Origin of the sequence: Cronobacter sakazakii (genome assembly GCF_000982825.1) — a bacterium.
GTDB lineage: Bacteria > Pseudomonadota > Gammaproteobacteria > Enterobacterales > Enterobacteriaceae > Cronobacter > Cronobacter sakazakii.
The window spans coordinates 218,469-242,620 of the sequence record NZ_CP011047.1 but is presented as its reverse complement, the minus strand read 5'-3'; the positions used below and the strand labels follow the sequence as shown (position 1 = coordinate 242,620).

At 57.7% G+C, this 24,152-nt stretch carries 18 protein-coding genes; 8 read left to right on the top strand and 10 right to left on the bottom strand.

The window, feature by feature from the left end; translation table 11 throughout:
- The first annotated feature begins 163 nt into the window (after positions 1–163).
- From carA to kefC, 6 genes are all read left to right on the top strand, one after another.
- The gene (gene carA / locus CSK29544_RS01140; RefSeq protein ID WP_029039494.1) at positions 164–1,312 is read left to right on the top strand and encodes a glutamine-hydrolyzing carbamoyl-phosphate synthase small subunit; all 1,149 of its coding nucleotides are present in this window, start codon (positions 164–166) and stop codon (positions 1,310–1,312) included.
- Between the two features lie 17 nt (positions 1,313–1,329).
- Positions 1,330–4,554: a carbamoyl-phosphate synthase large subunit gene (carB, locus tag CSK29544_RS01135; RefSeq protein WP_007895718.1), complete on the top strand. Its 3,225-nt coding sequence runs from the start codon at positions 1,330–1,332 to the stop codon at positions 4,552–4,554.
- Between the two features lie 159 nt (positions 4,555–4,713).
- Complete coding sequence (locus CSK29544_RS01130) at positions 4,714–5,577, top strand: hypothetical protein (protein WP_007895720.1); 864 nt, start codon at positions 4,714–4,716, stop codon at positions 5,575–5,577.
- 132 nt (positions 5,578–5,709) lie between these two features.
- Positions 5,710–5,943 carry a YgdI/YgdR family lipoprotein gene (locus tag CSK29544_RS01125; RefSeq protein WP_007701022.1) on the top strand — a complete coding sequence of 78 codons (234 nt, stop codon included), beginning with the start codon at positions 5,710–5,712 and terminating at the stop codon, positions 5,941–5,943.
- 213 nt (positions 5,944–6,156) lie between these two features.
- A complete protein-coding gene (kefF, locus tag CSK29544_RS01120; RefSeq protein ID WP_004386241.1) occupies positions 6,157–6,687 on the top strand; it encodes a glutathione-regulated potassium-efflux system oxidoreductase KefF in 531 nt (176 codons plus the stop codon).
- Positions 6,680–8,542 carry a glutathione-regulated potassium-efflux system protein KefC gene (gene kefC / locus CSK29544_RS01115; RefSeq protein ID WP_007895722.1) on the top strand — a complete coding sequence of 621 codons (1,863 nt, stop codon included), beginning with the start codon at positions 6,680–6,682 and terminating at the stop codon, positions 8,540–8,542. The genes kefF and kefC overlap by 8 nt, the downstream gene beginning before the upstream one ends.
- A 51-nt stretch (positions 8,543–8,593) precedes the next feature.
- Here the strand turns inward: kefC and CSK29544_RS01110 are convergent, their stop codons facing one another.
- A complete protein-coding gene (locus CSK29544_RS01110) occupies positions 8,594–9,208 on the bottom strand; it encodes a LysE family transporter (RefSeq protein ID WP_004386240.1) in 615 nt (204 codons plus the stop codon).
- A gap of 265 nt (positions 9,209–9,473) precedes the next feature.
- Here CSK29544_RS01110 and folA point away from each other — a divergent pair, with 265 nt between their 5' ends.
- Positions 9,474–9,953 (top strand): type 3 dihydrofolate reductase, encoded by a 480-nt coding sequence (gene folA / locus CSK29544_RS01105; protein ID WP_004386239.1) that lies wholly within the window; start codon positions 9,474–9,476, stop codon positions 9,951–9,953.
- Positions 9,954–10,121: 168 nt separating this feature from the next.
- Here folA and apaH read toward each other — a convergent pair whose 3' ends face one another.
- From apaH to lptD, 6 genes are read right to left on the bottom strand one after another with little or no spacing between them, the layout of a single operon-like run.
- Positions 10,122–10,973: a bis(5'-nucleosyl)-tetraphosphatase (symmetrical) ApaH gene (gene apaH / locus CSK29544_RS01100; RefSeq protein ID WP_007895728.1), complete on the bottom strand. Its 852-nt coding sequence runs from the start codon at positions 10,971–10,973 to the stop codon at positions 10,122–10,124.
- A gap of 4 nt (positions 10,974–10,977) precedes the next feature.
- A complete protein-coding gene (apaG, locus tag CSK29544_RS01095; RefSeq protein WP_004385583.1) occupies positions 10,978–11,355 on the bottom strand; it encodes a Co2+/Mg2+ efflux facilitator ApaG/CorD in 378 nt (125 codons plus the stop codon).
- Positions 11,356–11,357: 2 nt separating this feature from the next.
- Complete coding sequence (gene rsmA / locus CSK29544_RS01090; protein ID WP_004385580.1) at positions 11,358–12,179, bottom strand: 16S rRNA (adenine(1518)-N(6)/adenine(1519)-N(6))-dimethyltransferase RsmA; 822 nt, start codon at positions 12,177–12,179, stop codon at positions 11,358–11,360.
- Positions 12,176–13,171: a 4-hydroxythreonine-4-phosphate dehydrogenase PdxA gene (pdxA, locus tag CSK29544_RS01085; protein ID WP_029039495.1), complete on the bottom strand. Its 996-nt coding sequence runs from the start codon at positions 13,169–13,171 to the stop codon at positions 12,176–12,178. The genes rsmA and pdxA overlap by 4 nt, the downstream gene beginning before the upstream one ends.
- Entirely contained in the window at positions 13,171–14,457 is a 1,287-nt protein-coding gene (surA, locus tag CSK29544_RS01080; RefSeq protein ID WP_004385577.1) for a peptidylprolyl isomerase SurA, read from the bottom strand. Before surA ends, pdxA begins: the two co-directional genes overlap by 1 nt.
- Before the next feature lie 53 nt (positions 14,458–14,510).
- Positions 14,511–16,874 carry an LPS assembly protein LptD gene (lptD, locus tag CSK29544_RS01075; protein WP_007895733.1) on the bottom strand — a complete coding sequence of 788 codons (2,364 nt, stop codon included), beginning with the start codon at positions 16,872–16,874 and terminating at the stop codon, positions 14,511–14,513.
- A 183-nt stretch (positions 16,875–17,057) separates the two neighbouring features.
- On the opposite strand from lptD, the gene djlA reads away from it, so the two are divergent.
- Positions 17,058–17,870 carry a co-chaperone DjlA gene (djlA, locus tag CSK29544_RS01070; RefSeq protein WP_007864244.1) on the top strand — a complete coding sequence of 271 codons (813 nt, stop codon included), beginning with the start codon at positions 17,058–17,060 and terminating at the stop codon, positions 17,868–17,870.
- A gap of 83 nt (positions 17,871–17,953) precedes the next feature.
- On the opposite strand, the gene rluA is transcribed toward djlA, so the two are convergent.
- The 3 genes from rluA to polB form a co-directional block, all read right to left on the bottom strand.
- A complete protein-coding gene (gene rluA, locus CSK29544_RS01065; protein ID WP_029039496.1) occupies positions 17,954–18,610 on the bottom strand; it encodes a bifunctional tRNA pseudouridine(32) synthase/23S rRNA pseudouridine(746) synthase RluA in 657 nt (218 codons plus the stop codon).
- Between the two features lie 12 nt (positions 18,611–18,622).
- Positions 18,623–21,529, bottom strand: coding sequence for an RNA polymerase-associated protein RapA (gene rapA / locus CSK29544_RS01060; RefSeq protein WP_007895739.1), 2,907 nt, complete (start codon positions 21,527–21,529; stop codon positions 18,623–18,625).
- Positions 21,530–21,662: 133 nt separating this feature from the next.
- Positions 21,663–24,023 (bottom strand): DNA polymerase II, encoded by a 2,361-nt coding sequence (gene polB / locus CSK29544_RS01055; RefSeq protein ID WP_007895746.1) that lies wholly within the window; start codon positions 24,021–24,023, stop codon positions 21,663–21,665.
- Between the last annotated feature and the right edge of the window lie 129 nt (positions 24,024–24,152).

The window sequence follows — 24,152 nt, the reverse complement described above, 5'->3', positions numbered from 1 at the left end:
AAAAACAATAAAAAGTGCGTTTTCAGGTAGACTTCCCCCTGAGTTATCTCTAGAATGCCGCCGTTTGCCAAAAATTCGCTGTTCAGGCGTTTTTGCGTTGATTTAGCCATACTGGTTGAATTAATATGCAAATAAATTGACTGTTTATTCCCTGGAGGACGTTTTGATTAAGTCAGCGCTGTTGGTTCTGGAAGACGGAACCCAATTCTACGGTCGGGCCATCGGGGCAACAGGTACGGCAGTAGGGGAAGTCGTTTTCAATACTTCAATGACCGGTTATCAAGAAATCCTCACTGATCCTTCCTACTCCCGCCAGATTGTCACTCTCACTTATCCTCATATTGGTAATGTCGGCACTAACGATGCTGACGCTGAATCCTCCCAGGTACACGCGCAGGGCCTTGTAATCCGTGATTTACCGCTGATTGCGAGCAACTACCGCAACACCGAGGATCTCTCTTCTTACCTGAAGCGCCATAACATCGTGGCGATTGCCGATATCGATACCCGCAAGCTGACGCGTCTGCTGCGTGAGAAAGGCGCCCAGAACGGTTGCATCATCGCAGGGGATAATGTCGATGCCGCGCTGGCGCTGGAAAAAGCGAAAGCCTTCCCTGGCCTGAACGGCATGGATCTGGCGAAAGAAGTGACTACGGCGGAAGCTTATAGCTGGACGCAGGGCAGCTGGACGCTCGCAGGCGAACTGCCGGAAGCCAAAAAAGAAGAAGAGCTGCCGTATCACGTGGTGGCGTATGACTACGGCGTGAAGCGCAACATCCTGCGCATGCTGGTGGACAGAGGCTGCCGCCTGACGGTCGTCCCGGCGCAAACCTCCGCCGAAGACGTCCTGAAAATGAACCCGGACGGCGTGTTCCTCTCCAACGGCCCTGGCGACCCGGCACCGTGTGACTACGCCATCGAAGCCATCCAGAAATTCCTCGAAACTCACGTACCGGTCTTCGGCATCTGCCTCGGCCATCAGCTGCTGGCGCTCGCGAGCGGCGCGAAAACCGTGAAGATGAAGTTCGGCCATCACGGCGGTAACCATCCGGTGAAAGATATCGATAACAACCGCGTGATGATCACCGCCCAGAACCACGGTTTTGCGGTAGATGAAGCCTCCATGCCGTCAACGCTGCGCGTCACCCATAAATCCCTGTTCGATAATACGCTCCAGGGCATTCACCGCACCGATAAACCGGCTTTCAGCTTCCAGGGACACCCTGAAGCGAGCCCCGGCCCGCATGACGCCGCGCCGCTGTTTGACCACTTTATCGAATTAATTGAGCAGTACCGTAAGACCGCCAAATAATCGGGAGAAAGAAAACAATGCCAAAACGTACAGATATTAAAAGCATCCTGATTCTTGGCGCAGGCCCGATTGTTATCGGCCAGGCGTGTGAATTCGACTACTCCGGTGCCCAGGCGTGTAAGGCGCTGCGCGAAGAGGGCTATCGCGTCATTCTGGTGAACTCCAACCCGGCGACCATCATGACCGACCCGGAGATGGCCGATGCAACCTACATCGAGCCGATCCACTGGGAAGTGGTGCGTAAAATCATCGAAAAAGAGCGCCCGGACGCGGTGCTGCCGACCATGGGCGGCCAGACGGCGCTCAACTGCGCGCTGGAGCTGGAGCGTCAGGGCGTACTGGAAGAGTTCGGCGTGACCATGATTGGCGCGACCGCCGATGCGATTGATAAAGCCGAAGACCGTCGCCGTTTTGACGTCGCGATGAAGAAAATCGGCCTCGACACCGCGCGCTCCGGCATCGCGCACAATATGGAAGAAGCGCTGGCGGTAGCGGCGGATGTCGGTTATCCGTGCATTATTCGCCCGTCGTTCACCATGGGCGGCACCGGCGGCGGCATCGCGTACAACCGCGAAGAGTTCGAAGAGATTTGCGCCCGCGGCCTGGATCTCTCGCCGACCAAAGAGCTGCTCATCGATGAATCGCTGATCGGCTGGAAAGAGTACGAGATGGAAGTGGTGCGTGATAAAAACGACAACTGCATCATCGTCTGCTCGATTGAAAACTTCGACGCCATGGGTATCCACACCGGCGACTCCATCACTGTGGCGCCAGCCCAGACGCTGACCGATAAAGAGTATCAAATCATGCGTAACGCCTCGATGGCGGTATTGCGTGAAATCGGCGTCGAAACCGGCGGCTCCAACGTGCAGTTTGCGGTGAACCCGAAAAACGGCCGTCTGATTGTGATTGAAATGAACCCGCGCGTGTCGCGCTCTTCGGCGCTGGCCTCTAAAGCGACCGGTTTCCCGATTGCCAAAGTGGCGGCGAAACTGGCGGTGGGTTACACCCTTGATGAGCTGATGAACGACATCACCGGCGGCCGTACCCCGGCGTCGTTCGAGCCGTCCATCGACTACGTGGTCACCAAAATCCCACGCTTTAACTTCGAGAAATTCGCCGGTGCCAATGACCGTCTGACCACGCAGATGAAATCGGTGGGCGAAGTGATGGCTATTGGCCGCACCCAGCAGGAGTCGATGCAGAAAGCGCTGCGCGGCCTCGAAGTGGGCGCGACCGGTTTTGACCCGAAAGTGAGCCTTGATGACCCGGAAGCGCTGACGAAAATTCGCCGCGAGCTGAAAGACGCGGGCGCCGAGCGTATCTGGTACATCGCCGACGCGTTCCGTGCTGGTCTGTCAGTTGACGGCGTGTTCAACCTGACCAATATCGACCGCTGGTTCCTGGTGCAGATTGAAGAGCTGGTGCGCCTCGAAGAACAGGTGGCCGAGCAGGGCATTAACGGTCTCAGCGCCGATTTCCTGCGTATGCTCAAGCGTAAAGGCTTCGCCGATGCGCGTCTTGCGAAACTCGCGGGCGTCAGCGAATCGGAAATCCGCAAGCTTCGCGAGCAGTACAATCTGCACCCGGTCTACAAACGTGTGGATACCTGCGCGGCGGAGTTCTCAACCGATACCGCCTACATGTACTCCACCTATGAAGAAGAGTGCGAAGCCAACCCGAACCAGGATCGCGAAAAAATCATGGTGCTGGGCGGCGGGCCGAACCGTATCGGCCAGGGCATTGAGTTTGACTACTGCTGCGTACACGCCGCGCTCGCGCTGCGTGAAGACGGTTACGAAACCATTATGGTTAACTGTAACCCGGAAACGGTCTCCACCGACTACGACACCTCCGACCGTCTCTACTTCGAGCCGGTAACGCTGGAAGATGTGCTGGAAATCGTGCGTATCGAGAAACCGAAAGGCGTTATCGTGCAGTACGGCGGTCAGACCCCGCTGAAACTGGCGCGCGCGCTGGAAGCGGCAGGCGTGCCGGTTATCGGCACCAGCCCGGACGCGATTGACCGCGCGGAAGACCGCGAGCGCTTCCAGCAGGCGGTGGATCGCCTGAAGCTCAAGCAACCGGCGAACGCCACCGTGACGGCTATCGAACAGGCCGTCGAGAAGGCGAAAGAGATTGGCTACCCGCTGGTGGTGCGTCCGTCTTACGTACTGGGCGGCCGCGCGATGGAAATCGTCTACGACGAAGCCGACCTGCGTCGCTACTTCCAGACGGCGGTGAGTGTTTCCAATGACGCGCCGGTGCTGCTGGACCGCTTCCTGGATGACGCGGTGGAAGTGGATGTCGACGCCATCTGCGACGGCGAAATGGTGCTGATTGGCGGCATCATGGAGCATATCGAACAGGCGGGCGTACACTCCGGCGACTCCGCGTGCTCTCTGCCGGCTTACACCTTAAGCCAGGAGATCCAGGACGTGATGCGCCAGCAGGTGCAGAAACTGGCCTTTGAACTCCAGGTGCGCGGCCTGATGAACGTCCAGTTCGCCGTGAAAGATAACGAAGTCTATCTGATTGAAGTGAACCCGCGCGCCGCGCGTACCGTGCCGTTCGTCTCCAAAGCTACCGGCGTGCCGCTGGCGAAAGTGGCGGCGCGCGTTATGGCGGGCAAGACGCTGAGCGAGCAGGGTGTGACCAAAGAGATCATCCCGCCGTACTACTCGGTGAAAGAAGTGGTGCTGCCGTTCAACAAATTCCCGGGCGTCGACCCGCTGCTGGGGCCGGAAATGCGCTCCACCGGCGAAGTCATGGGCGTGGGCCGCACCTTCGCGGAAGCGTTCGCCAAAGCGCAGCTCGGCAGCAACTCCACCATGAAGAAACATGGCCGCGCGCTGCTCTCGGTGCGTGAAGGCGATAAAGAGCGCGTGGTGGATCTCGCCGCCAAGCTGCTGAAATTCGGCTTTGAGCTGGACGCCACCCACGGCACCGCGATTGTGCTGGGTGAGGCGGGCATCAACCCGCGTCTGGTGAACAAGGTGCATGAAGGTCGTCCGCACATTCAGGATCGCATTAAGAATGGCGAATACACCTACATCATCAACACCACCGCAGGCCGCCAGGCGATTGAAGATTCCAAACTGATTCGCCGCAGCGCGCTGCAATACAAAGTGCATTACGACACCACGCTGAACGGCGGCTTCGCCACCGCGATGGCGCTGAACGCTGACGCCACCGAGAAGGTGATTTCCGTTCAGGAGATGCACGCGCAAATCACGAAGTAAGACGCCGTGAACCACACAAAAGCCAGCGTAAGCTGGCTTTTTTCATATGCGCCCCCCTAAATTTAATAGCCAATTAGTTTTTCACTCCTGCACGGCCATCCGTTACCCTTCAGGCTGTCTCGTTTGCCGACTTCCCGGTTTACGTTTAAGGAGAAACACGTGTTAAAAAAAGTCCTGCTTCTGGGTACCTGTCTGGCATTAACCGCCTGCTTTGGCGGTGGTGACAGCAAAGAGTTCCTGATAGATAACCCGACCGGGAAACCGCTCGCGATTTCGGTAGACGATCAAAAAATCACGCTTGCGGCAGAGCAATCACAAACGATTAAACTGGACGCGGGCCAGCATACGCTGACGCTTGAGAATGGCGATAAGGTGAAATTCAGCGTCTTTAGCGCGATGCCTCGCTCGGGCGTGAGCGGTCTTATCAACCCGACCCGTACCCGTTACATCTACGTGATACAAAAATATCTGGCGGAAGGCGTAACGCCGTCCAGTGAAAACGGCGATGTTCACACCCTGACGATTGACGGGCAGACCGTGACCGGCCCGTTCGAAGATATGGGCAGCGGGCTGTTTATCGATAATTTTACGAAAGAGTGGGAGCTGAACCCGACAGAGCCTTTCCCGGAGTCGATGTCATCGACCTCTGCGGATAACTACAAAACGAAACTTTTCCGTCTCGAAGAGTTTAAGGATTATTACAACAATCAGTTTTCGCCTTCCGTGGAATACACTGAAAACATGCGTATCACGGAGTCGCGTTACCAGCCGCCTGAAATCACCGCGCAGTTTACTTCGCCTGAACTTCAGCAAAACCTGAATGAAGCCACCAAAATTTATAATGACTTTATTCATGCCGAATCGGCAGGTGACCAAAAAGATTTGCTCAAAGCGTTCGACAAACAGAACCGCGAGAAATGGCGTAACCCTAAAGCGGGCGGTGAAGAATTGACCCGTTATTATGAAATTATGACCAACCTGAATCACACCATGATGAGCTCCATTCTGGAGCTGAAGCAGTAACATCTGACCGCCGGGCATCGGCATTCAGGATGCCCGGCCTCAGAACCGTCTGTATTTCCATCTGTTATCAGTAAGTTAATCTAAAATAATAAAGTAAGTCATTAAAACACACTGAAAGCAGGGGAGAACACCATGCGATCGAAACTACTGATTACGTCCATTTTTGCTGCCGCTACGCTGTTTACCGTCGCGGGCTGTTCATCTAACCAGGCCGTTAAGACGACCGACGGTAAAACCGTGGTCACCGACGGTAAGCCGGAAGTCGACAGCGATACCGGGCTGGTCTCTTATAAAAACGCCCAGACCGGCCAGACCGAGCAGATCAATCGCGACCAGGTAAAATCCATGAGCGAGCTGGATAATTAATTACGGCGTTTTTTATTCTCACGCCTGAAAAAACGGATGCTGATGCATCCGTTTTTGTTTTTACCGCAAGACGCGTTATGCCGGCTGGTAAATCGCAGCAAACCCTTTCTGCTTCATCCCCGCCTAATACCCCTGCGGATTGCCCCTGTAAGCGCGCCCGTTAACTGGCTACACTCATTGCATTCCCACGGTGGGCAGGACACAGGCAAGGTTATGATTTTAATTATTTATGCGCACCCCTATCCGCATCACTCCCACGCCAACCGGCGAATGCTGGAGCATGTGCAGGGGCTGGACGATATCGAGGTGCGCTCGCTTTATCAGCTTTATCCCGATTTCAACATCAACGTGCCCGCCGAGCAGGAGGCGCTGGCGCGCGCCGATCTCATCGTCTGGCAGCATCCGATGCAGTGGTACAGCGTGCCGCCGCTGTTCAAACTCTGGATAGACAAAGTGTTGTCGCACGGCTGGGCCTATGGCAAAGGCGGAACGGCGCTCAGGGGCAAAAGCGTGCTGTGGGCCGTAACGACCGGCGGCGATAAACACCATTTTGATCTTGGCGACCATCCGGGCTTCGACGTGCTCGCGCAGCCGTTACAGGCCACCGCGCTCTATTGCGGCCTGAACTGGCTAACACCCTATGCGATGCACCGCACGTTTGTCTGCGACGACGAAACGCTCGAAGGCAAAGCGCGGGAATACCTGAAACGCTTAACCGACTGGCAGGAGCGCCATCATGGATAGTCATACGTTGATACAGGCGCTGATCTACCTCGGATCGGCCGCGCTGATTGTGCCCGTCGCGGTGCGCCTCGGGCTTGGCTCAGTGCTGGGATATCTGATTGCCGGCGGGCTGATTGGCCCGTGGGGATTACGGCTGGTGACGGACGCGCAGGCGATTTTGCATTTCGCGGAAATCGGCGTGGTGCTGATGCTGTTTGTCATCGGGCTGGAGCTTGATCCGCAGCGCCTGTGGAAACTGCGCGCCTCGGTCTTTGGCGGCGGCGCGTTGCAGATGGGCGCGTGCGGCCTGCTGCTCGGCGGCTTTTGCGTGGCGCTCGGGCTGCGCTGGCAGGTGGCGCTGCTGATTGGCCTGACGCTTGCGCTTTCTTCAACGGCCATCGCCATGCAGGCGATGAACGAGCGCAACCTGACGGCATCACAAATGGGGCGCAGCGCCTTTGCCGTGCTGCTGTTCCAGGATATCGCCGCGATCCCGCTGGTGGCGATGATCCCGCTGCTGGCCGCGAGCGGTGAGGCGACGACCGCCAGCGCGTTTCTTCTCTCGGCGCTGAAAGTGGTCGGCGCGCTGGCGCTGGTAGTGTTGCTCGGGCGTTTTGTCGCGCGACCGGCGCTGCGTTTTGTGGCGCGCTCCGGGCTTCGCGAGGTGTTCAGCGCCGTAGCGCTGTTTCTGGTGTTCGGCTTCGGGCTGCTGCTGGAAGAGGCCGGGCTGTCGATGGCGATGGGCGCGTTTCTCGCGGGCGTGTTGCTGGCAAGCTCAGAATACCGCCACGCGCTGGAGAGCGATATCGAGCCGTTCAAAGGGCTGCTGCTGGGGTTATTTTTTATCGGCGTCGGGATGTCGATTGATTTCGGCACGCTGGTGGCGCATCCGCTGCGCGTGCTTATTCTTTTGTTCGGCTTCCTGTTTATCAAAACCGTCACGCTGTGGCTTGTCGCTAAACCGCTGAAGGTGCCGGGGCGTCAGGGGCGCTGGTTTGCCGTGCTGTTAGGGCAGGGAAGTGAGTTCGCCTTCGTGATTTTCGGCGCGGCGCGCAGCGCCGAAGTGCTGGATGCCGAATGGGCGAAAGCGCTGACGCTCGCGGTGGCGCTCTCCATGGCCGCGACGCCGCTGCTGCTGGTGCTGTTAACCCGCCTTGAAAAATCGGGGCAGCAGCAGGCGCGTGAAGCTGATGAGATTGATGAAGAGCAGCCGCGGGTGATTATCGCGGGCTTCGGGCGATTTGGTCAGATAGCCGGCCGTTTGCTGCTCTCCAGCGGCGTGAAGATGGTGGTTCTCGATCACGATCCGGACCATATCGAAACGCTGCGCAAATTTGGCATGAAAGTGTTTTATGGCGACGCCACCCGCGTCGACCTGCTGGAATCGGCGGGCGTGGCGAAAGCCGAAGTGCTGATTAACGCCATTGACGATCCGCAGGCGAATCTGCAACTGACGGAGCTGGTGCAGACGCACTTTCCGCAGGTGCGGATTATCGCCCGCGCGCGCGATGTCGATCATTACATTCGCCTGCGTCAGGCGGGTGTCGCGCAGCCGGAGCGTGAAACGTTCGAAGGCGCGCTGCGGGTAGGGCGCATGGCGCTGGAGGAGCTGGGCATCGGCAGTTACGAAGCGCGCGAGCGCGCCGATCTGTTTCGTTGTTATAACCAGCAAATGGTGGATGAAATGGCTGAAGGCGACAACGACACCTCGGCGCGCGCTGCCACCTTCAGGCGCACCAGTGCGATGCTGACGGAGATCATTAGCGAAGACCGCGCGCACTTGTCGCTGATCCAGCGTCACGGCTGGCAGGGGACACAGGAAGGCAAACACACCGGCAATGAGGCCGACGAGCCGGAAGTAAAACCGCAGCCATAAAAAAACGCCCCTGTCGGGGCGTTTTCTTTTGCGCGAAGGCAGAGCGCGGCGTTAGCTCAGCGCCACTTTGATGCCAAGGGCCAGCAGCATGCCGCCCAGCAGTTTGTCGATCACCTTCTGTGCTTTGGTCAGGCCGCGGCGCACCGGCTGGCTCTGAATCAACAAGACCAGCAGCGGCCACCAGACCAGCGTCAGGGCGACGATAATGCCCGCGTACCAGAGTTTTTCCATCAGACCGGAGTTTACGTTCAGTACCTGAGTGAACATCGCCAGAAAGAACAGCGTGGCTTTAGGGTTCAGCAGGTTACAGAGGTAGCCCTGAATAAACGCTTTTTTAAGCGAGGTGCTTTCCTGCGCCACGCCATCGAGCGCCAGACTGGTGGTGCCGCGCGCCAGCAGCGCATTCACGCCAAGCCAGACGAGATACGCCGCGCCGACATATTTCAGCGCGCCGAAAAGCCAGGGCGTGGTGGTAATGACCACCGCGATTCCCGCCACGCAGTAGGTCATATGCGTCACAACGCCTGCGATGACGCCTGCGGCCGTCATCATCGCGGCGCTGCGCGGATAGCGCGCGGCGTTTTTGATAACCAGAAAGAAATCGGGGCCCGGCGACAGCATGCCCAGCGCCGCAATGGTGGCAACAAAAAGGGTGGTTTCCAGCATGGTCAATCCTCACTTCAGCAAGCGCGCACTATAAAGCATTCAGTACATTTTGACATCTGCTGCCTTCAGGCAACAAAACGGGTTTACACGGGTGTAAAGTCGAAACGCTTTTGGTTTCATACGCATAACGAAGCGGCGAAAAACGCTGCATCGTGCCCTCCACAGCAGAACAAAAAAAATTCTTTATCTGGTTCGGGTCGCCAGTCGACTAAAGATTGCGCTTTCCGTATAGTGGCGGCAATTTTTTATACCTGGGAAATTATCAATGATCAGTCTGATTGCGGCTTTAGCGGTGGATCGCGTGATTGGTATGGAAAACGCCATGCCGTGGGACCTCCCTGCCGATCTCGCCTGGTTTAAACGTAACACGCTTAACAAACCGGTTATCATGGGGCGTCTGACCTGGGAATCGATCGGTCGCCCGCTGCCGGGCCGTAAAAATATTGTGCTCAGCAGCCGTCCGGGCGACGATGACCGCGTGGTGTGGGTGCGCTCCGTTGAGGAAGCGCTACAGGCCTGCGGTGATGCCGAAGAAGTGATGGTGATTGGCGGCGGTCGCGTTTACGAGCAGTTCCTGCCGCGTGCGCAGCGTCTTTATCTCACCCATATCGATGCGGAAGTGGAAGGCGATACCCATTTCCCGGATTACGAGCCGGACGAGTGGCAGTCGGTGTTTAGCGAATTCCATGACGCCGATGAGAAGAACTCACACAGCTATTGTTTCGAGATTCTGGAGCGCCGTTAAGCCGCGTCTGGGTTGACGGTTGTGTTGAAAAAGCGGATGCGCATGGCGCGTCCGCTTTTTTTATTGGCTTGCGACGGCGGGTGCGCTTCGCTTACCCGCCCTACGAGGATAGTGATGATGAAAGGTAGGGTGGATAAGCGGAGCGCATCCACCTTTTACAAAAAACGATCAGGATGCGATCGCGGCTTTGTCGTCGTCGCTGTCGGCCTGGCGATTGGAGTGCTGCGTGAACACCGCTTTATCTTCCCAGCGCAGACAGGTCAGGGTACCGCCCCAGCAGCAGCCGGTATCGAGCGCGTAGATATTCTCCGGCGTGCCTTTTCCTTCCAGCGACGCCCAGTGCCCGAAGACAATGGCGTACTCCTGCGCCACCGGCCCCGGAATGGCGAACCACGGTTTCAGCGGCGCGGGCGCGCTTTCCGGGCTCTCTTTGCAATACATATCGAGCTGGCCGTTTGGGAAGCAATAACGCATGCGCGTAAAGGCGTTGGAAATAAAGCGCAGGCGCGCAAGGCCCGTCAGCTCCGGCGACCAGTTGTTAGGCATATCGCCGTACATGGCGTCGAGGAACAGCGGATAGCTGTCGCTCGACAGCACCGCCTCGACATCGCGCGCGCACGCCTGAGCGGTAGCGAGATCCCACTGTGGCGTAATACCCGCGTGGGCCATCACCAGCTTTTTATCTTCGTCCACCTGCAACAGCGGCTGGCGGCGCAGCCAGTTGATAAGCTCGTCGGCGTCCGGCGCTTCCAGCAACGGCGTCACGCGATCTTTCGGTTTATTACGGCTGATACCCGCGAAAACCGCCAGCAGATGCAGATCGTGGTTGCCCAGCACCATGCGAACGGAATCGCCGAGTGAACGGACATAGCGCAGCACCTCCAGCGAGCCGGGGCCACGGGCCACCAGATCGCCGGTCAGCCAGAGCGTATCCTGGCCTGGTGTAAATTCGACCTGCTGTAACAGCGCGACAAGTTCATCGTAGCAACCATGAACGTCGCCAATCAGATATGTAGACATGGTATTAATGGATCAGTGTGGGAACGGCGAGGCGGAAAACCGGGATATCAAGGTGAAAACCGTTGCCCTGATCGTCCACCATTTCGTAGTGGCCCTGCATTGTGCCGAACGGCGTTTCAATGACCGCGCCGCTGGTGTACTGGTATTCGCCGCCGGGCTGGATATGGGGCTGAACCCCTACCACGCCTTCACCCTGGACTTCGGTCTCTTTACCGTTGCCGTTGGTGATAAGCCAGTAGCGGCCCAGCAGCTGAACAGGCGTTCGCCCCAGATTGCGAACGGTGACGGTATAGGCAAAGACGAAACGTTCATCCTCCGGTGAAGACTGGGCTTCGATATAAACGCTTTGTACCTGTACGCAAACGCGGGGTGAATCAGCCATGTTTAGCTCTCCTTCGAGGGCGGATTATCAGCTAAATAATTCGCCATCTGGCAATACTGCGCAACAGAAATATTCTCGGCGCGCATAGCCGGGTCGATGCCGAGCGACGTCAGAACCTCAGGGCTGAACACATTGCCAAGGCTGTTGCGAATCGTTTTACGGCGCTGGTTAAACGCTTCGGTGGTGAGACGGCTTAACAGACGCAGCTCTTTCACCGGATGCGGCGGCGTGGCGTGCGGCACAAGGCGCACCACGGCGGAATCCACTTTAGGCGGCGGCGTAAAGGCGGTCGGCGGTACTTCAAGCACAGGAATAACCTGGCAGAAATATTGCGCCATCACGCTTAAACGACCGTACGCCTTGCTGTTCGGCCCCGCAACCAGACGGTTGACCACCTCTTTTTGCAGCATGAAGTGCATGTCGGCAATCGCATCAGTATAGCTAAAGAGGTGGAACATCAGCGGGGTCGAGATGTTGTATGGCAGGTTACCGAACACGCGCAGCGGCTGGCCCATTTTCTGCGACAGTTCGCCGAAATCCATGGTCATGGCGTCCTGCTGATAAATGGTCAGCTTCGGGCCAAGGAACGGATGCGTTTGCAGGCGCGCTGCCAGATCGCGGTCAAGCTCGATAACGGTAAGCTGGTCAAGGCGTTCGCCCACCGGCTCGGTTAATGCGGCAAGGCCCGGGCCGATTTCTACCATCGCCTGGCCTTTTTGTGGGTTAATTGCAGAGACGATGCTGTCTATAACGAATTGATCGTTAAGAAAGTTTTGCCCGAAGCGTTTGCGGGCTAAATGGCCCTGATGGACTCGATTATTCATTGATTCTTACTGTTCACAATCATGCTGATGGCGAGATTAAGCGCCGTAATAAAACTGCCGACGCTGGCGTTTCCGGAACCTGCCAGCTCCAGCGCGGTGCCGTGATCGACCGACGTGCGGATAAAGGGCAGGCCGAGCGTAATGTTCACCGCGCGGCCAAATCCCTGGTATTTTAGCACGGGCAGGCCCTGATCGTGGTACATCGCCAGCACCGCATCGGCGTTTTCGAGGTATTTGGGCTGAAAAAGGGTATCGGCGGGCAGCGGGCCGGTGAGACGCATTCCTTTCGCGCGCATCGCTTCCAGCACAGGGATAATCGTATCGATCTCCTCGGTGCCCATATGACCGCCTTCGCCCGCGTGCGGGTTCAGACCGCAGACCAGCACGTGCGGGTTCGCGATACCAAATTTGCTTTGCAGGTCGTGATGCAGCGTCGTGAGGATATGGCGCAGGAGATCCGGCGTAATGGCGTCCGCCACCGCTTTCAGCGGCAGATGTGTCGTGACCAGGGCGACGCGCAGCGTTTCGGTGGCGAGCATCATCACGACTTTTTCGCTATGACTGCGCGCTTCAAAGAACTCGGTATGGCCGGTAAACGGAATGCCCGCGTCGTTGATAATCCCTTTGTGCACCGGGCCTGTGACCAGCGCGTCGAATTCGCCGCTCAGGCAGCCATCGCAGGCGCGCGCCAGGGTTTCCACCACGTAACTGCCGTTTGCTGCATCGAGCGTACCGGGAAGGACAGGCGCTTTTAGCGTAACGGGCAGAAGTGTGAGCGTGCCAGCCGCCTGGGGTGCGGCGGGTTTATCAGACGAGAAGGGCAATAGCGTAAGCGGTAAACCGAGCTGCGCCGCCCGCGCGGTAAGTAGCGACGGGTCGGCGCAGACGACCAGTTGCGCAGGCCAGCTATTCTGGGCCAGCGCGACAACCAGGTCGGGGCCAATCCCGGCGGGTTCGCCGGGCGTAATGACCACGCGAGGGGTTTTTACCATCAGTTGCTCAGAATTTTCACGTAGGCGCTGGCGCGTTGTTCCTGCATCCAGGTCGCCGCTTCTTCGGAGAATTTGCGGTTAAACAGCATGCGGTAGGCGCGATCTTTTTGGGCCGCGTCAGTACGGTCAGACTTGCGGGTATCCAGCAGTTCGATCAGATGCCAGCCGAAAGACGAGTGTACCGGCGTGCTCATCTGGCCTTTGCTGAGGCTCATCAGCGCATCGCGGAAAGCCGGATCGTAAACATCCGCTGCCGCCCAGCCGAGATCCCCGCCCTGGTTAGCAGAGCCCGGATCCTGAGAGAATTCACGCGCGGCCTGAGCAAAGGTGGTTTTACCACTCTTGATATCAGCGGCGATCTCTTCAAGTTTCTGACGCGCCTGCTGATCGGTCATGATCGGCGACGGCTTGAGCAGAATGTGACGCGCATGGACTTCAGTGACCGACACGGTCTGAGACTGGCCACGCAGATCGTTCACTTTAATGATATGGAAGCCGACGCCTGAGCGGATCGGGCCAATCACGTCGCCTTTCTTCGCCGTGCTCAGCGCCTGGGCGAATACCGATGGCAGCTCCTGAATACGGCCCCAGCCCATCTGGCCGCCTTTCAGCGCCTGCTGGTCTGCGGAATAGGTAATCGCAAGCTTACCGAAATCACCGCCGTTACGCGCCTGATCGATAATCGAACGCGCCTGCGCTTCGGCTTCGCTCACCTGATCGGCGGTCGGGTTTTCCGGCAGCGGGATCAGAATGTGGCTCAGGTTCAGTTCGGTGCTGGCGTCGTTCTGGTTGCCGACCTGCTCGGCCAGGGTTTCCACTTCCTGCGGCAGGATAGTAACGCGACGACGCACTTCGTTATTACGCACTTCAGAGATGATCATCTCTTTGCGGATCTGGGCGCGATAGGTGTTGTAGTTCAGGCCGTCATAGGCCAGACGGCTACGCATCTGATCGAGCGTCATGTTGTTTTGTTTGGCGATATTAGCGATAGCCTGGTCAAGCTGTTCATCGCTGATTTTCACGCCCATTTTCTGGCCCATCTGCAACATAATCTGATCCATGATCAGACGTTCCAGAATCTGATGACGCAGCGTGCTGTCATCCGGGAGCTGCTGGCCTGCCTGGTTGGCGTTAAGCTTTACCGACTGCATGAGGCCATCAACGTCACTTTCCAGTACCACGCCGTTGTTCACGACGGCTGCAACTTTATCGACAACCTGCGGAGCAGCGAAGCTGGTATTCACCACCAGGGTGATACCGAGAAGCAGCGTTTTCCAGTTCTTCATACCTTTTCCATTTCGTTTAACCGCAAAGCGGAGGATGTTTCAAAATCTGAGCATTACATGGAGCGCTGATACGGCAGAATATTCGAGCGCAGCATCTGCTGAGTGCCGAGACCGTAGTTGGAGCTCAGGCCGCGCAGCTCAATGTTGAAGCCAATGACTTCATCGTATTTGCTCTTATCAATATCCCAGCCGTTGAGTTTCCGCTCATAACCGACGCGGATGGCATAACAGCAGGAGTTGTACTGCACGCCGAGCATCTGATCGGCCGCTTCGTTGGTATTGGTGTCGTAGTAATACGCGCCCACGACCGACCAGCGATCCACAACCGGCCAGCTCGCCGTCATGCCCACCTGATTAATACCGTCTTTATACTGTTCTGATCGCGCAAAAGTCGGCAGCGTCGCCTGGATATACTCCGGGCTTGCGTAACGGTAGTTCAGCTGCACCACGCGATCTTCATCACGACGGTACTCGATGACGCCATTGCCGGTGGCAACGTTAGCAAGGCGCGCGTCATACTGCACGCCACCGCGCAGGCCCCAGCGATCGCTGATGCGCCAGTAAGTATCACCTGCCCAGACCATCGAGCCCGTATCTTTATTCTTCTCCCAGTTGATGTTGTCATCGCCGGTACGGGACTGGGTGAAGTAGTAGATTTGACCTACAGAAACGTTAAAACGTTCAACCGCGGCGTCATCATAAATACGTGACGTCACGCCCGTTGTGACCTGATTTGCAGACGCGATACGGTCAAGGCCGCCGTAAGTACGGTCACGGAACAGGCCAGAGTAGTCGGACTGCAGCAATGAGGAGTCATAGTTGTTGATCGTGCTCTGATCGCGGTACGGCACATAGAGATACTGCGCGCGCGGCTCCAGGGTCTGGGTAAAACCATCGCCGATAAGATTGGCGTCACGCTCGAAGACCACTTTACCGTCGAGCTTAAACTGCGGCAGAACGCGGTTAACGGAATCTTCAAGATTGTTAGCCGCTTCGTTATTGCCGCCAAGATAGTTCCGGTAACGTTCGAGATTGTCCTGCTGATAATGTGTCGCCAGCAGTTTTGCCTCGGCATTCAGGCTGCCCCAGTCGTTAGACATCGGCAGATTGATGGTCGGCTCAAGGTGCAGACGCGTCGCTTCCGGGTAATTCTCGTTCACGTTAGTGAAATGGACGGCCTGAGCGTAAAGATGCGTATCGAACGGCCCGACGTCGTTCTGGTAGAAATTGACGTCAAGCTGCGGCTCGGCACGGTAAGCGCTACCCCGGTTGGCATCAAACACCTGGAACTGGCGTGCGGAAAGTGTCGCGTCGAAGTTCTGGACCGCATATCCCACGCTGAAGAACTGCGTTGCGTAACCGTCGGTACTCGAGCCGTATTTCGAGTTGAAATCGTTAAAGTAGCTGGTATCGCTAACCTTGGTGTAGTTAACGTTAAAGCGCCACACCTGATCCATTACACCAACGTGCTGCCAGTAGTACAGCCAGCGGTGCTTAGAATCCATCTCCGGATGCTCATCCTGATAGACGTTATCCGACGGCAGATAGTCGAATTCCATCAGGCCCGCGCCTGCGTGCGTCAGATAGCGGAATTCATTCTGCCACTGCACGTTACCGCGCTTATGCATGTAGTGCGGGGTAATGGTGGCATCGAAGTTCGGTGCGATATTCCAGTAATACGGTAAGGAGAACTCGAAATAGTTGTTCTTACTGTATTGCGCGTTCGGGATAAGGAAGCCGGAACGACGTTTATCGCCAACCGGCAGCTGCAAATAGGGGCTGTAGAACACTGGCACCGGGCCGAGTTTAAAACGGGCGTTCCAGATTTCGGCGACCTGCTCTTCGCGGTCGTGGATAACTTCACTACCGACCACGCTCCAGGTGTCGGAACCCGGCAGACAGGAAGTAAATGAACCGTTTTCCAGAATGGTATAGCGGTTTTCGCCGCGCTGTTTCATCAGATCCGCTTTACCGCGGCCCTGACGCCCTACCATCTGGTAATCGCCTTCCCAGACGTTGGTATCTTTAGTATTTAAATTTGCCCACGCTTTAGGACCTTTCAGGATGACCTGATTGTCATCATAGTGCACATTACCCAGGGCATCGACCGTGCGCACAGGCGTTGGCTGGCCTTCCACCTGCTTTTGATGAAGCTGTACTTCATCGGCCTGCAGGCGACCATTACCTTGCTGAATATCAACATTACCAGTAAATACCGCGTTGTCCGGGTAGTTACCTTTCGCGTGATCGGCGTTAATGGTCACCGGCAACTGGTTAGGGTCGCCCTGTACCAGAGGACGATTATAGGTGGGTATGCCAAGCTTACATTGAGAAGCAAGATCGGCAGCCATGCCTTGTTGGCTGTAAAGGGCTGCGCCAATCATGGTGGCCAGCAAGGTGGGAATACGTTTTTTCATACGAGTTATTCGTGGTTCCATCATCAATGGCTTCGCGTCGGCAAACGGTCAGAGACTAACTTACTCATCACTACAGCGCCAGTGTTATCCTGTCTGCTTTTCTGCCTGCCGGTTAGGCACCGCTTTGAATGGCAGGTATGATAAAGGAATTTCTGGCTGACGGCATGACCATTTGGGGAGTATATGCAGTATTGGGGAAAACTGGTTGGAGGGCTCACCGGGCTGCTGGTCGGCGGTGGAGTCTGGGGCGTCATCTTAGGCCTCGTAATAGGCCATATGATAGACAAAGCGCGCAGCCGTCGTACCGTCTGGTTCACCAGCCAGCAGGAACGTCAGTCGCTCTTCTTCGCCACTACGTTTGAGGTGATGGGACACCTGACCAAATCGAAAGGTCGTGTCACGGAAGCCGATATTCAGGTGGCGACGCAGTTTATGGATCGCATGAACCTGCACGGCGCGTCGCGAGACGCGGCCCGCAACGCGTTTCGCGTGGGCAAGGAAAATGGCTATCCGTTGCGCGATAAAATGCGCCAGCTTCGCAGCGTCTGCTTTGGCCGCTTTGATCTGATTCGGATGTTTCTGGAAATTCAGATCCAGACCGCGTTTGCGGACGGCTCGCTGCACCCGAAAGAGCGCGACGTGCTGTATGTGATTGGCGAAGAGCTGGGGATTTCCCGCATGCAGTTCGATCAGTTCCTGCGCATGATGCAGGGCGGCGCGCAGTTTGGCTCCGGTCAGCAATCCTGGCACAACGGCGATGCGCAGCAGGCACCGCGCGGGCCGACGCTGGAAGACGCCTGCAACGTGCTGGGTGTCAAAACGACCGATGACGCCACGACTATCAAACGCGCGTACCGCAAGCTGATGAGCGAGCATCATCCTGACAAACTGGTTGCCAAAGGGCTGCCGCCGCAGATGATGCAAATGGCGCAGCAGAAGGCGCAGGAAATTCAGAAAGCCTACGACATGATCAAGTCGGCGAAAGGGTTTCGTTAAGCAAAGCCTGAGCCAAACAAAAAGAGACGCATCTGCGTCTCTTTTCATTTATGGGTGACTACGTATGGGTTACCGGGAGCGGCTCAGAAATCCGCAGGTGCCCGGAACGTCATCGGCGTGCCGTAGGCCGGATGCGTAATCGTGAGCTGCTCGGCGTGCAGCAGCAGACGCGGCGCGCGCGCGAACGCGTCGGGTGTCGCGTAAAACTTATCGCCCAGAATCGGGTGGCCAAGCGCCATCATATGCACGCGCAGCTGATGCGAACGCCCGGTAATCGGCCTGAGCAACACGCGGGCGGTGTTATCGTCCGCGTACTCCAGCACCTCATACTCGGTTTGCGCCGCTTTGCCCGTTTCATAGCAGACCTTCTGCTTTGGCCGGTTCGGCCAATCGCAAATCAGCGGTAAATCCACCACCCCCTGCGCGTTTTCCGGGTGCCCCCAGACGCGCGCCACGTAGTGCTTCTTCGGCTCGCGTTCGCGGAACTGCCGTTTAAGCTCGCGCTCCGCGGCTTTGGTGAGCGCCACCGCAATCACCCCGCTGGTGGCCATATCCAGCCGGTGCACCGACTCTGCCTTCGGGAAATCACGCTGAATGCGGATCATCACGCTGTCTTTGTGCTCCTCAAGCCGTCCTGGCACGGAGAGCAGACCGCTGGGTTTATTGACCACCATAATATGCTCATCCTGATAAAGAATGAGCAGCCACGGGTCTTGCGGCGGGTTATAGGCATCCAGCATGTTTCGCTCCGGTTACTGATGAGTCACTACGATAAGACGCAGCGCATCCAGTCGCCAGCTCGCCTGGTTAAGATTCTCCAGTACCTGCTGACGGTTATGCTCAATCGCCGCCAGTTCGTCGTCGCGAATATTCGGGTTCACGGCGCGCAGCGCTTCGAGACGCGACAGCTCGGCGGAGAGTTTGTCATCGGCTTCCTGACGCGCCGCGTCGATAAGCTCGCGTGCCGCTTTCTCCACCTGCGCTTCGCCGCCCTGCAGAATCGCATGCACTTCCTGCTGCACCGCGTTCACCAGCTTGCTGCCGGTATGGCGGTTCACGGCGCTGAGCTGGCGGTTGAAGCTTTCAAACTCCACCTGGCCTGCCAGGTTATTGCCGTTTTTATCAAGCAGCATGCGGACCGGCGTCGGCGGCAGGAAGCGGTTAAGCTGCAACTGCTTCGGCGCTTTGGCTTCGACCACGTAAATCAGTTCCAGCAGCAGCGTGCCGACCGGTAACGCTTTGTTTTTCAGCAGCGAAATGGTGCAGCTGCCGGTGTCGCCGGAAAGGATCAGATCCAGACCGTTGCGGATAAGCGGGTGCTCCCAGGTGATGAACTGCGCGTCTTCGCGCGACAGCGCCACGTCGCGGTTAAACGTAATGGTACAGCCATCTTCCGGCAGGCCGGGGAAATCCGGCACCAGCATATGATCGGATGGCGTCAGCACAATCATATGTTCGCCGCGATCGTCCTGATTGATGCCGACGATGTCGAACAGGTTCATGGCGAAATTCACCAGGCCCGTATCGTCATCCTGTTCAGCGATGGCATCAGCCAGCTGCTGGGCTTTTTCGCCGCCGTTAGAGTGGATCTCCAGCAGGCGGTCGCGGCCCTGCTCAAGCTGCGCTTTCAGTTCATCGTGCTGTTTGCGGCACGCCTGAATCAACGCGTCAAAGCCTTCGGTGTTCTCCGGGGCGGCGAGGTAGCCAATCAGCTGCTCATAGACGCTGTCATAAATGGCGCGTCCGGTAGGGCAGGTGTGTTCGAACGCGTCCAGCCCTTCGTGATACCAGCGCACCAGCACGGATTGCGCGGTTTTCTCAAGGTACGGCACATGGATCTGGATATCATGCGCCTGGCCGATACGGTCCAGACGGCCGATACGCTGTTCCAGCAGATCGGGGTTGAACGGCAGATCGAACATCACCAGCTGGCTGGCGAACTGGAAGTTGCGGCCTTCGGAGCCGATTTCCGAGCACAGCAGCACCTGCGCGCCGGTATCTTCTTCAGCAAACCAGGCCGCCGCGCGGTCGCGCTCGATAATCGACATGCCTTCATGGAACACGGCGGCGCGGATGCCTTCTCGCTCGCGCAGCACCTGCTCCAGTTGCAGGGCGGTGGCGGCTTTGGCGCAAATCACCAGCACTTTCTGCGAGCGGTGGCTGGTCAGATAGCCCATCAGCCACTCCACGCGCGGGTCGAAGTTCCACCAGGTGCCGCTGTCGCCTTCAAATTCCTGATAAATCTGCTCCGGGTAGAGCATATCGCGCGCGCGCTCTTCGGCAGATTTACGCGTGCCCATGATGCCAGAGACTTTAATCGCGGTCTGGTACTGCGTCGGCAGCGGCAGCTTAATGGTGTGCAACTCGCGCTGCGGGAAGCCTTTCACGCCGTTGCGGGTGTTACGGAACAGCACGCGGCTGGTGCCGTGGCGGTCCATCAGCATGGAGACCAGCTCCTGACGCGCGCTTTCGGCGCCGTCGCGGTCGCTGTTGGCGGTTTGCAGCAGCGGCTCGATATCCTGTTCGCCAATCAGTTCGCTTAAGGTGTTGAGCTGTTCATCGTTCAGGTGCGTGCCCGCCAGCAGCAGCGCCACGGCGTCCGCCACCGGGCGATAGTTCTGCTGTTCTTCGACAAACTGCTCGAAATCGTGGAAACGGTTTGGGTCCAGCAGGCGCAGACGCGCGAAGTGGCTCTCCATACCGAGCTGTTCCGGCGTCGCGGTCAGCAGCAGTACGCCTGGCACGCGTTCGGCCAGCTGTTCAATCGCCTGATATTCACGGCTCGGGGCATCTTCGCTCCAGACCAGGTGATGGGCTTCATCCACCACCAGCAGATCCCACTCGGCGTCGCACAGATGCTCAAGGCGCTGCTTGTTGCGGCGCACGAAATCCAGCGAGCAGATCACCAGTTGTTCGGTGTCGAACGGGTTGTCGGATTCATGCTGGGCTTCGGCGTAACGCTCGTCATCAAACAGCGAGAAGCGCAGGTTGAAGCGGCGCAGCATCTCCACCAGCCACTGGTGTTGCAGCGTTTCCGGCACGACAATCAGCACGCGCTCGGCCGCGCCTGCAAGCAGCTGCTGATGAATGATCATCCCGGCCTCGATGGTTTTGCCGAGACCCACTTCATCGGCCAGCAGCACGCGCGGCGCGTGGCGGCGGCCCACGTCATTGGCGATATTGAGCTGGTGCGGGATAAGGTTCGTGCGCTGGCCGCGCAGGCCGCTCCACGGCATCCGGTACTGTTCGCTCTGGTACTTGCGGGCGCGATAGCGCAGGGCAAAGCGGTCCATTCTGTCAATCTGACCGGCGAACAGGCGGTCCTGCGGTTTGCTGAACACCAGTTTGCTGTCGAGGAACACTTCGCGCAGCGCGACATTTTCCTCAAGCGTATCCAGACGGGTGCCGATATAAATAAGTAAGCCGTTTTCTTCCTTTACTTCATCCACTTTCAACTGCCAGCCTTCGTGGCTGGTCACGGTATCGCCCGGGTTGAACATTACGCGGGTGACCGGGGAGTCATTTCGGGCATACAGACGATTTTCACCGGTAGCCGGGAAAAGCAGAGTCACCATGCGGGCATCAATCGCCACCACGGTGCCCAGTCCCAGTTCGCTTTCCGTATCGCTGATCCAGCGTTGACCAAGTGTAAAAGGCATATATATCGGCTCTATTCTCTTATCAGATTTGCAGGCAATAGTATAACTCCCGCCTGCGTGCAGGCGGGGTGTCGCAATCAGGGTGATGTGAAAAGGGCGCTATGGTACTGGATGCCAGGACGTTCGTCACGTGTCAAAAAAGCCCCATCTGCCCTGTCATCAGTGTAGCAAAGTCATCCTCCATAAAAGGCAGGATGCCGTCCGCGACGGGCTGTAACTGCTTCGTTAAATAGTGATCGTAGTCGGGCGCGCCCTGCTGATAATCCACCGGCTCCGGGCCGTTCATTGTCCAGACATATTTAATCGTGCCGCGGTTCTGGTACTGCGCCGGACGCCCGAGACGCGCGTTATGCTCATCGGCAAGCCGCGCGGCGCGCACGTGCGGCGGCACGTTACGCTGGTATTCGCTGAGCGGGCGGCGCAGGCGTTTGCGGTAGACCAGTTGATCGTCCAGTTCGCCCGCCATCAGCCGCGCGATAGTGTCGCGAATGTAATCCTGGTACGGCTCGCGGCGAAAAATACGCAGGTAGAGATTTTGCTGGAACTGCTGCGCGAGCGGCGTCCAGTCGGTGCGCACCGTTTCCAGCCCTTTAAAGACCATGCGCTGGCTGTCCCCTTCCTGAATCAGCCCGGCGTAGCGCTTTTTGCTGCCCATCTCCGCGCCGCGAATGGTCGGCATCAGAAAACGGCTGAAGTGAGTTTCGTACTCCAGCTCCAGCGCGCTCTCAAGGCCAATACTCTCTTTAAGGTGACGCTGCCACCAGGCGTTAACGTGTGCAATCAGCCGCTGGCCTATCTCTGCGGCCTCGTCTTCTTTATGCGCCCGTTTAAGCCAGACGAACGTGGAGTCGGTATCGCCGTAAATCACCGTATAGCCCTGCGCTTCGATCAGCGCTTTGGTCTGACGCATGATCTCGTGGCCGCGCATGGTGATCGAGGAGGCGAGGCGCGGATCGTAGAACCGGCACGCGCTGGTGCCGAGCACGCCGTAAAACGCGTTCATGATGATTTTCAGCGCCTGGGAGAGTGGTTTATTGCCGAGGCGTTTAGCCTCTTCACGTCCCTGCCAGATCTGCGTGACGATCTCCGGCAGGCAGTGCGTCTCGCGCGAAAACCAGGCGCCAATAAAGCCTTCCACGCTCGCCGCGGGTTCCGGCGCGCCCAGCCCTTCCACCAGACCCACCGGATCGATTAAAAAGGTGCGGATGATCGACGGATAAAGGCTTTTGTAATCCAGCACCAGCACCGAATCATACAGGCCGGGCTGTGAATCCATCACATAGCCGCCGGGACTGGCCTGCGGCGGCACCGCGCCGAGATTGGGCGCGACAAAACCCGCGCGGTGCATGCGTGGAAAATAGAGGTGGCTGAACGCCGCGACCGAGCCGCCGTGGCGATCCACCGGCAGGCCGTTCACCGTGGCGCGTTCCAGCAGAAACGGCATGATCTCCGTTTTATGGAAGATGCGCGTTACCAGCTCGCAGTCTTTCAGGTTGTAGGTGGCGAGCGCGGGTTTATCCTCCGCGAAGCGCCGGTCGATTTCATCCATGCGCTGCCACGGGTTGTCGATGGCTTTGCCTTCGCCGAGCAGCTCCTGAGACACCGACTCCAGTGAAAACGATGAAAAATTCCAGAAGGCGGATTTTAGCGCTTCAATGCCGTCGATGATTAACCGCCCGGCGGCCTGCGCGAAAAAGACGCCATTCTTAAAGCCGTGTTCGCGCCACTCCAGCTCGCTGTTGCCGCGCCCAAGCCGCAAGGGCACGCCGTAACGCTCGGCATGTTTTTGCAGCATCCGCAGATCGAACTGGATAACGTTCCAGCCGATCAGCACATCCGGGTCATGCCGTGCAAACCAGGTGTTGAGTTTTTCAATCAGCTGCGGGCGACTTGCGACATATTCCAGTTCGAAATCAAGGCCGCGGGAATTGCCGTTTTCCGGCCCGAGCATGTAGACCACGCGCGAGCCGCAGCCTTCAAGACCAATGCAGTAAAGCTCGCCGTGGCGGTTGGTTTCGATATCAAGCGACACCCATTTGAGCGGCGGGCGATAGTGCGGGCTCGGCTTCAGGCGCGCATTAATCAGCCGCTCGCCCTGACGCTCGCCGCTGACCCACACGGGTGCCGTGATAAACCGCTCCATCAGAAAACGTTCCGGCGGGCGAATATCCGCCTCATAGACCGTGACGCCGTTTTCGCGCAGCAGCTTTTCAAGCCGCATCAGCTGGCGGTGCGAGCGGCAGTAAAGGCCGCACACAGGCTGACGCTGAAAATCTTTCAGTGAAAGTGCCGCAAAGCGCGCGTCGTTCTCCTGCGCAAGCAGGCTTTCGGCGCGCGCGCGTTCGGCTTCGGGAATAAACGCGACGGACTCCTGCGGCGGCAGGCAGACGCGCAGCGGCCCGGCATCCGTCGCGAGCCAGAATTCGATCTCCGTTCCCTGCGGTGTATCCCGCCAGTGACGGCTTAAAATAAACCCCTGATGCGCTTCAGACACGCGGCGTACTCACATAAAAAACCAGGCGTGATTATAGCCTGGTTGCGTCTGTTTTGCTGGGGTTTTATACAGGTACGCGGTGGTATTACAGGTTGCCCGCAAGCCCGGTAAGCGTCGCGCCACCGGGCG

What these genes read in the sequence shown, in the direction of transcription:
- surA (WP_004385577.1), bottom strand. Translation starts at nt 14,457, where the DNA reads ATGAAGAACTGGAAAACGCTGCTTCTCGGTATCACCCTGGTGGTGAAT.
- CSK29544_RS01125 (WP_007701022.1), top strand. Translation starts at nt 5,710, where the DNA reads ATGCGATCGAAACTACTGATTACGTCCATTTTTGCTGCCGCTACGCTG.
- folA (WP_004386239.1), top strand. Translation starts at nt 9,474, where the DNA reads ATGATCAGTCTGATTGCGGCTTTAGCGGTGGATCGCGTGATTGGTATG.
- apaG (WP_004385583.1), bottom strand. Translation starts at nt 11,355, where the DNA reads ATGGCTGATTCACCCCGCGTTTGCGTACAGGTACAAAGCGTTTATATC.
- kefC (WP_007895722.1), top strand. Translation starts at nt 6,680, where the DNA reads ATGGATAGTCATACGTTGATACAGGCGCTGATCTACCTCGGATCGGCC.
- rluA (WP_029039496.1), bottom strand. Translation starts at nt 18,610, where the DNA reads ATGCTGGATGCCTATAACCCGCCGCAAGACCCGTGGCTGCTCATTCTT.
- carB (WP_007895718.1), top strand. Translation starts at nt 1,330, where the DNA reads ATGCCAAAACGTACAGATATTAAAAGCATCCTGATTCTTGGCGCAGGC.
- pdxA (WP_029039495.1), bottom strand. Translation starts at nt 13,171, where the DNA reads ATGGTAAAAACCCCTCGCGTGGTCATTACGCCCGGCGAACCCGCCGGG.
- lptD (WP_007895733.1), bottom strand. Translation starts at nt 16,874, where the DNA reads ATGAAAAAACGTATTCCCACCTTGCTGGCCACCATGATTGGCGCAGCC.
- rsmA (WP_004385580.1), bottom strand. Translation starts at nt 12,179, where the DNA reads ATGAATAATCGAGTCCATCAGGGCCATTTAGCCCGCAAACGCTTCGGG.
- apaH (WP_007895728.1), bottom strand. Translation starts at nt 10,973, where the DNA reads ATGTCTACATATCTGATTGGCGACGTTCATGGTTGCTACGATGAACTT.
- kefF (WP_004386241.1), top strand. Translation starts at nt 6,157, where the DNA reads ATGATTTTAATTATTTATGCGCACCCCTATCCGCATCACTCCCACGCC.
- rapA (WP_007895739.1), bottom strand. Translation starts at nt 21,529, where the DNA reads ATGCCTTTTACACTTGGTCAACGCTGGATCAGCGATACGGAAAGCGAA.
- CSK29544_RS01110 (WP_004386240.1), bottom strand. Translation starts at nt 9,208, where the DNA reads ATGCTGGAAACCACCCTTTTTGTTGCCACCATTGCGGCGCTGGGCATG.
- djlA (WP_007864244.1), top strand. Translation starts at nt 17,058, where the DNA reads ATGCAGTATTGGGGAAAACTGGTTGGAGGGCTCACCGGGCTGCTGGTC.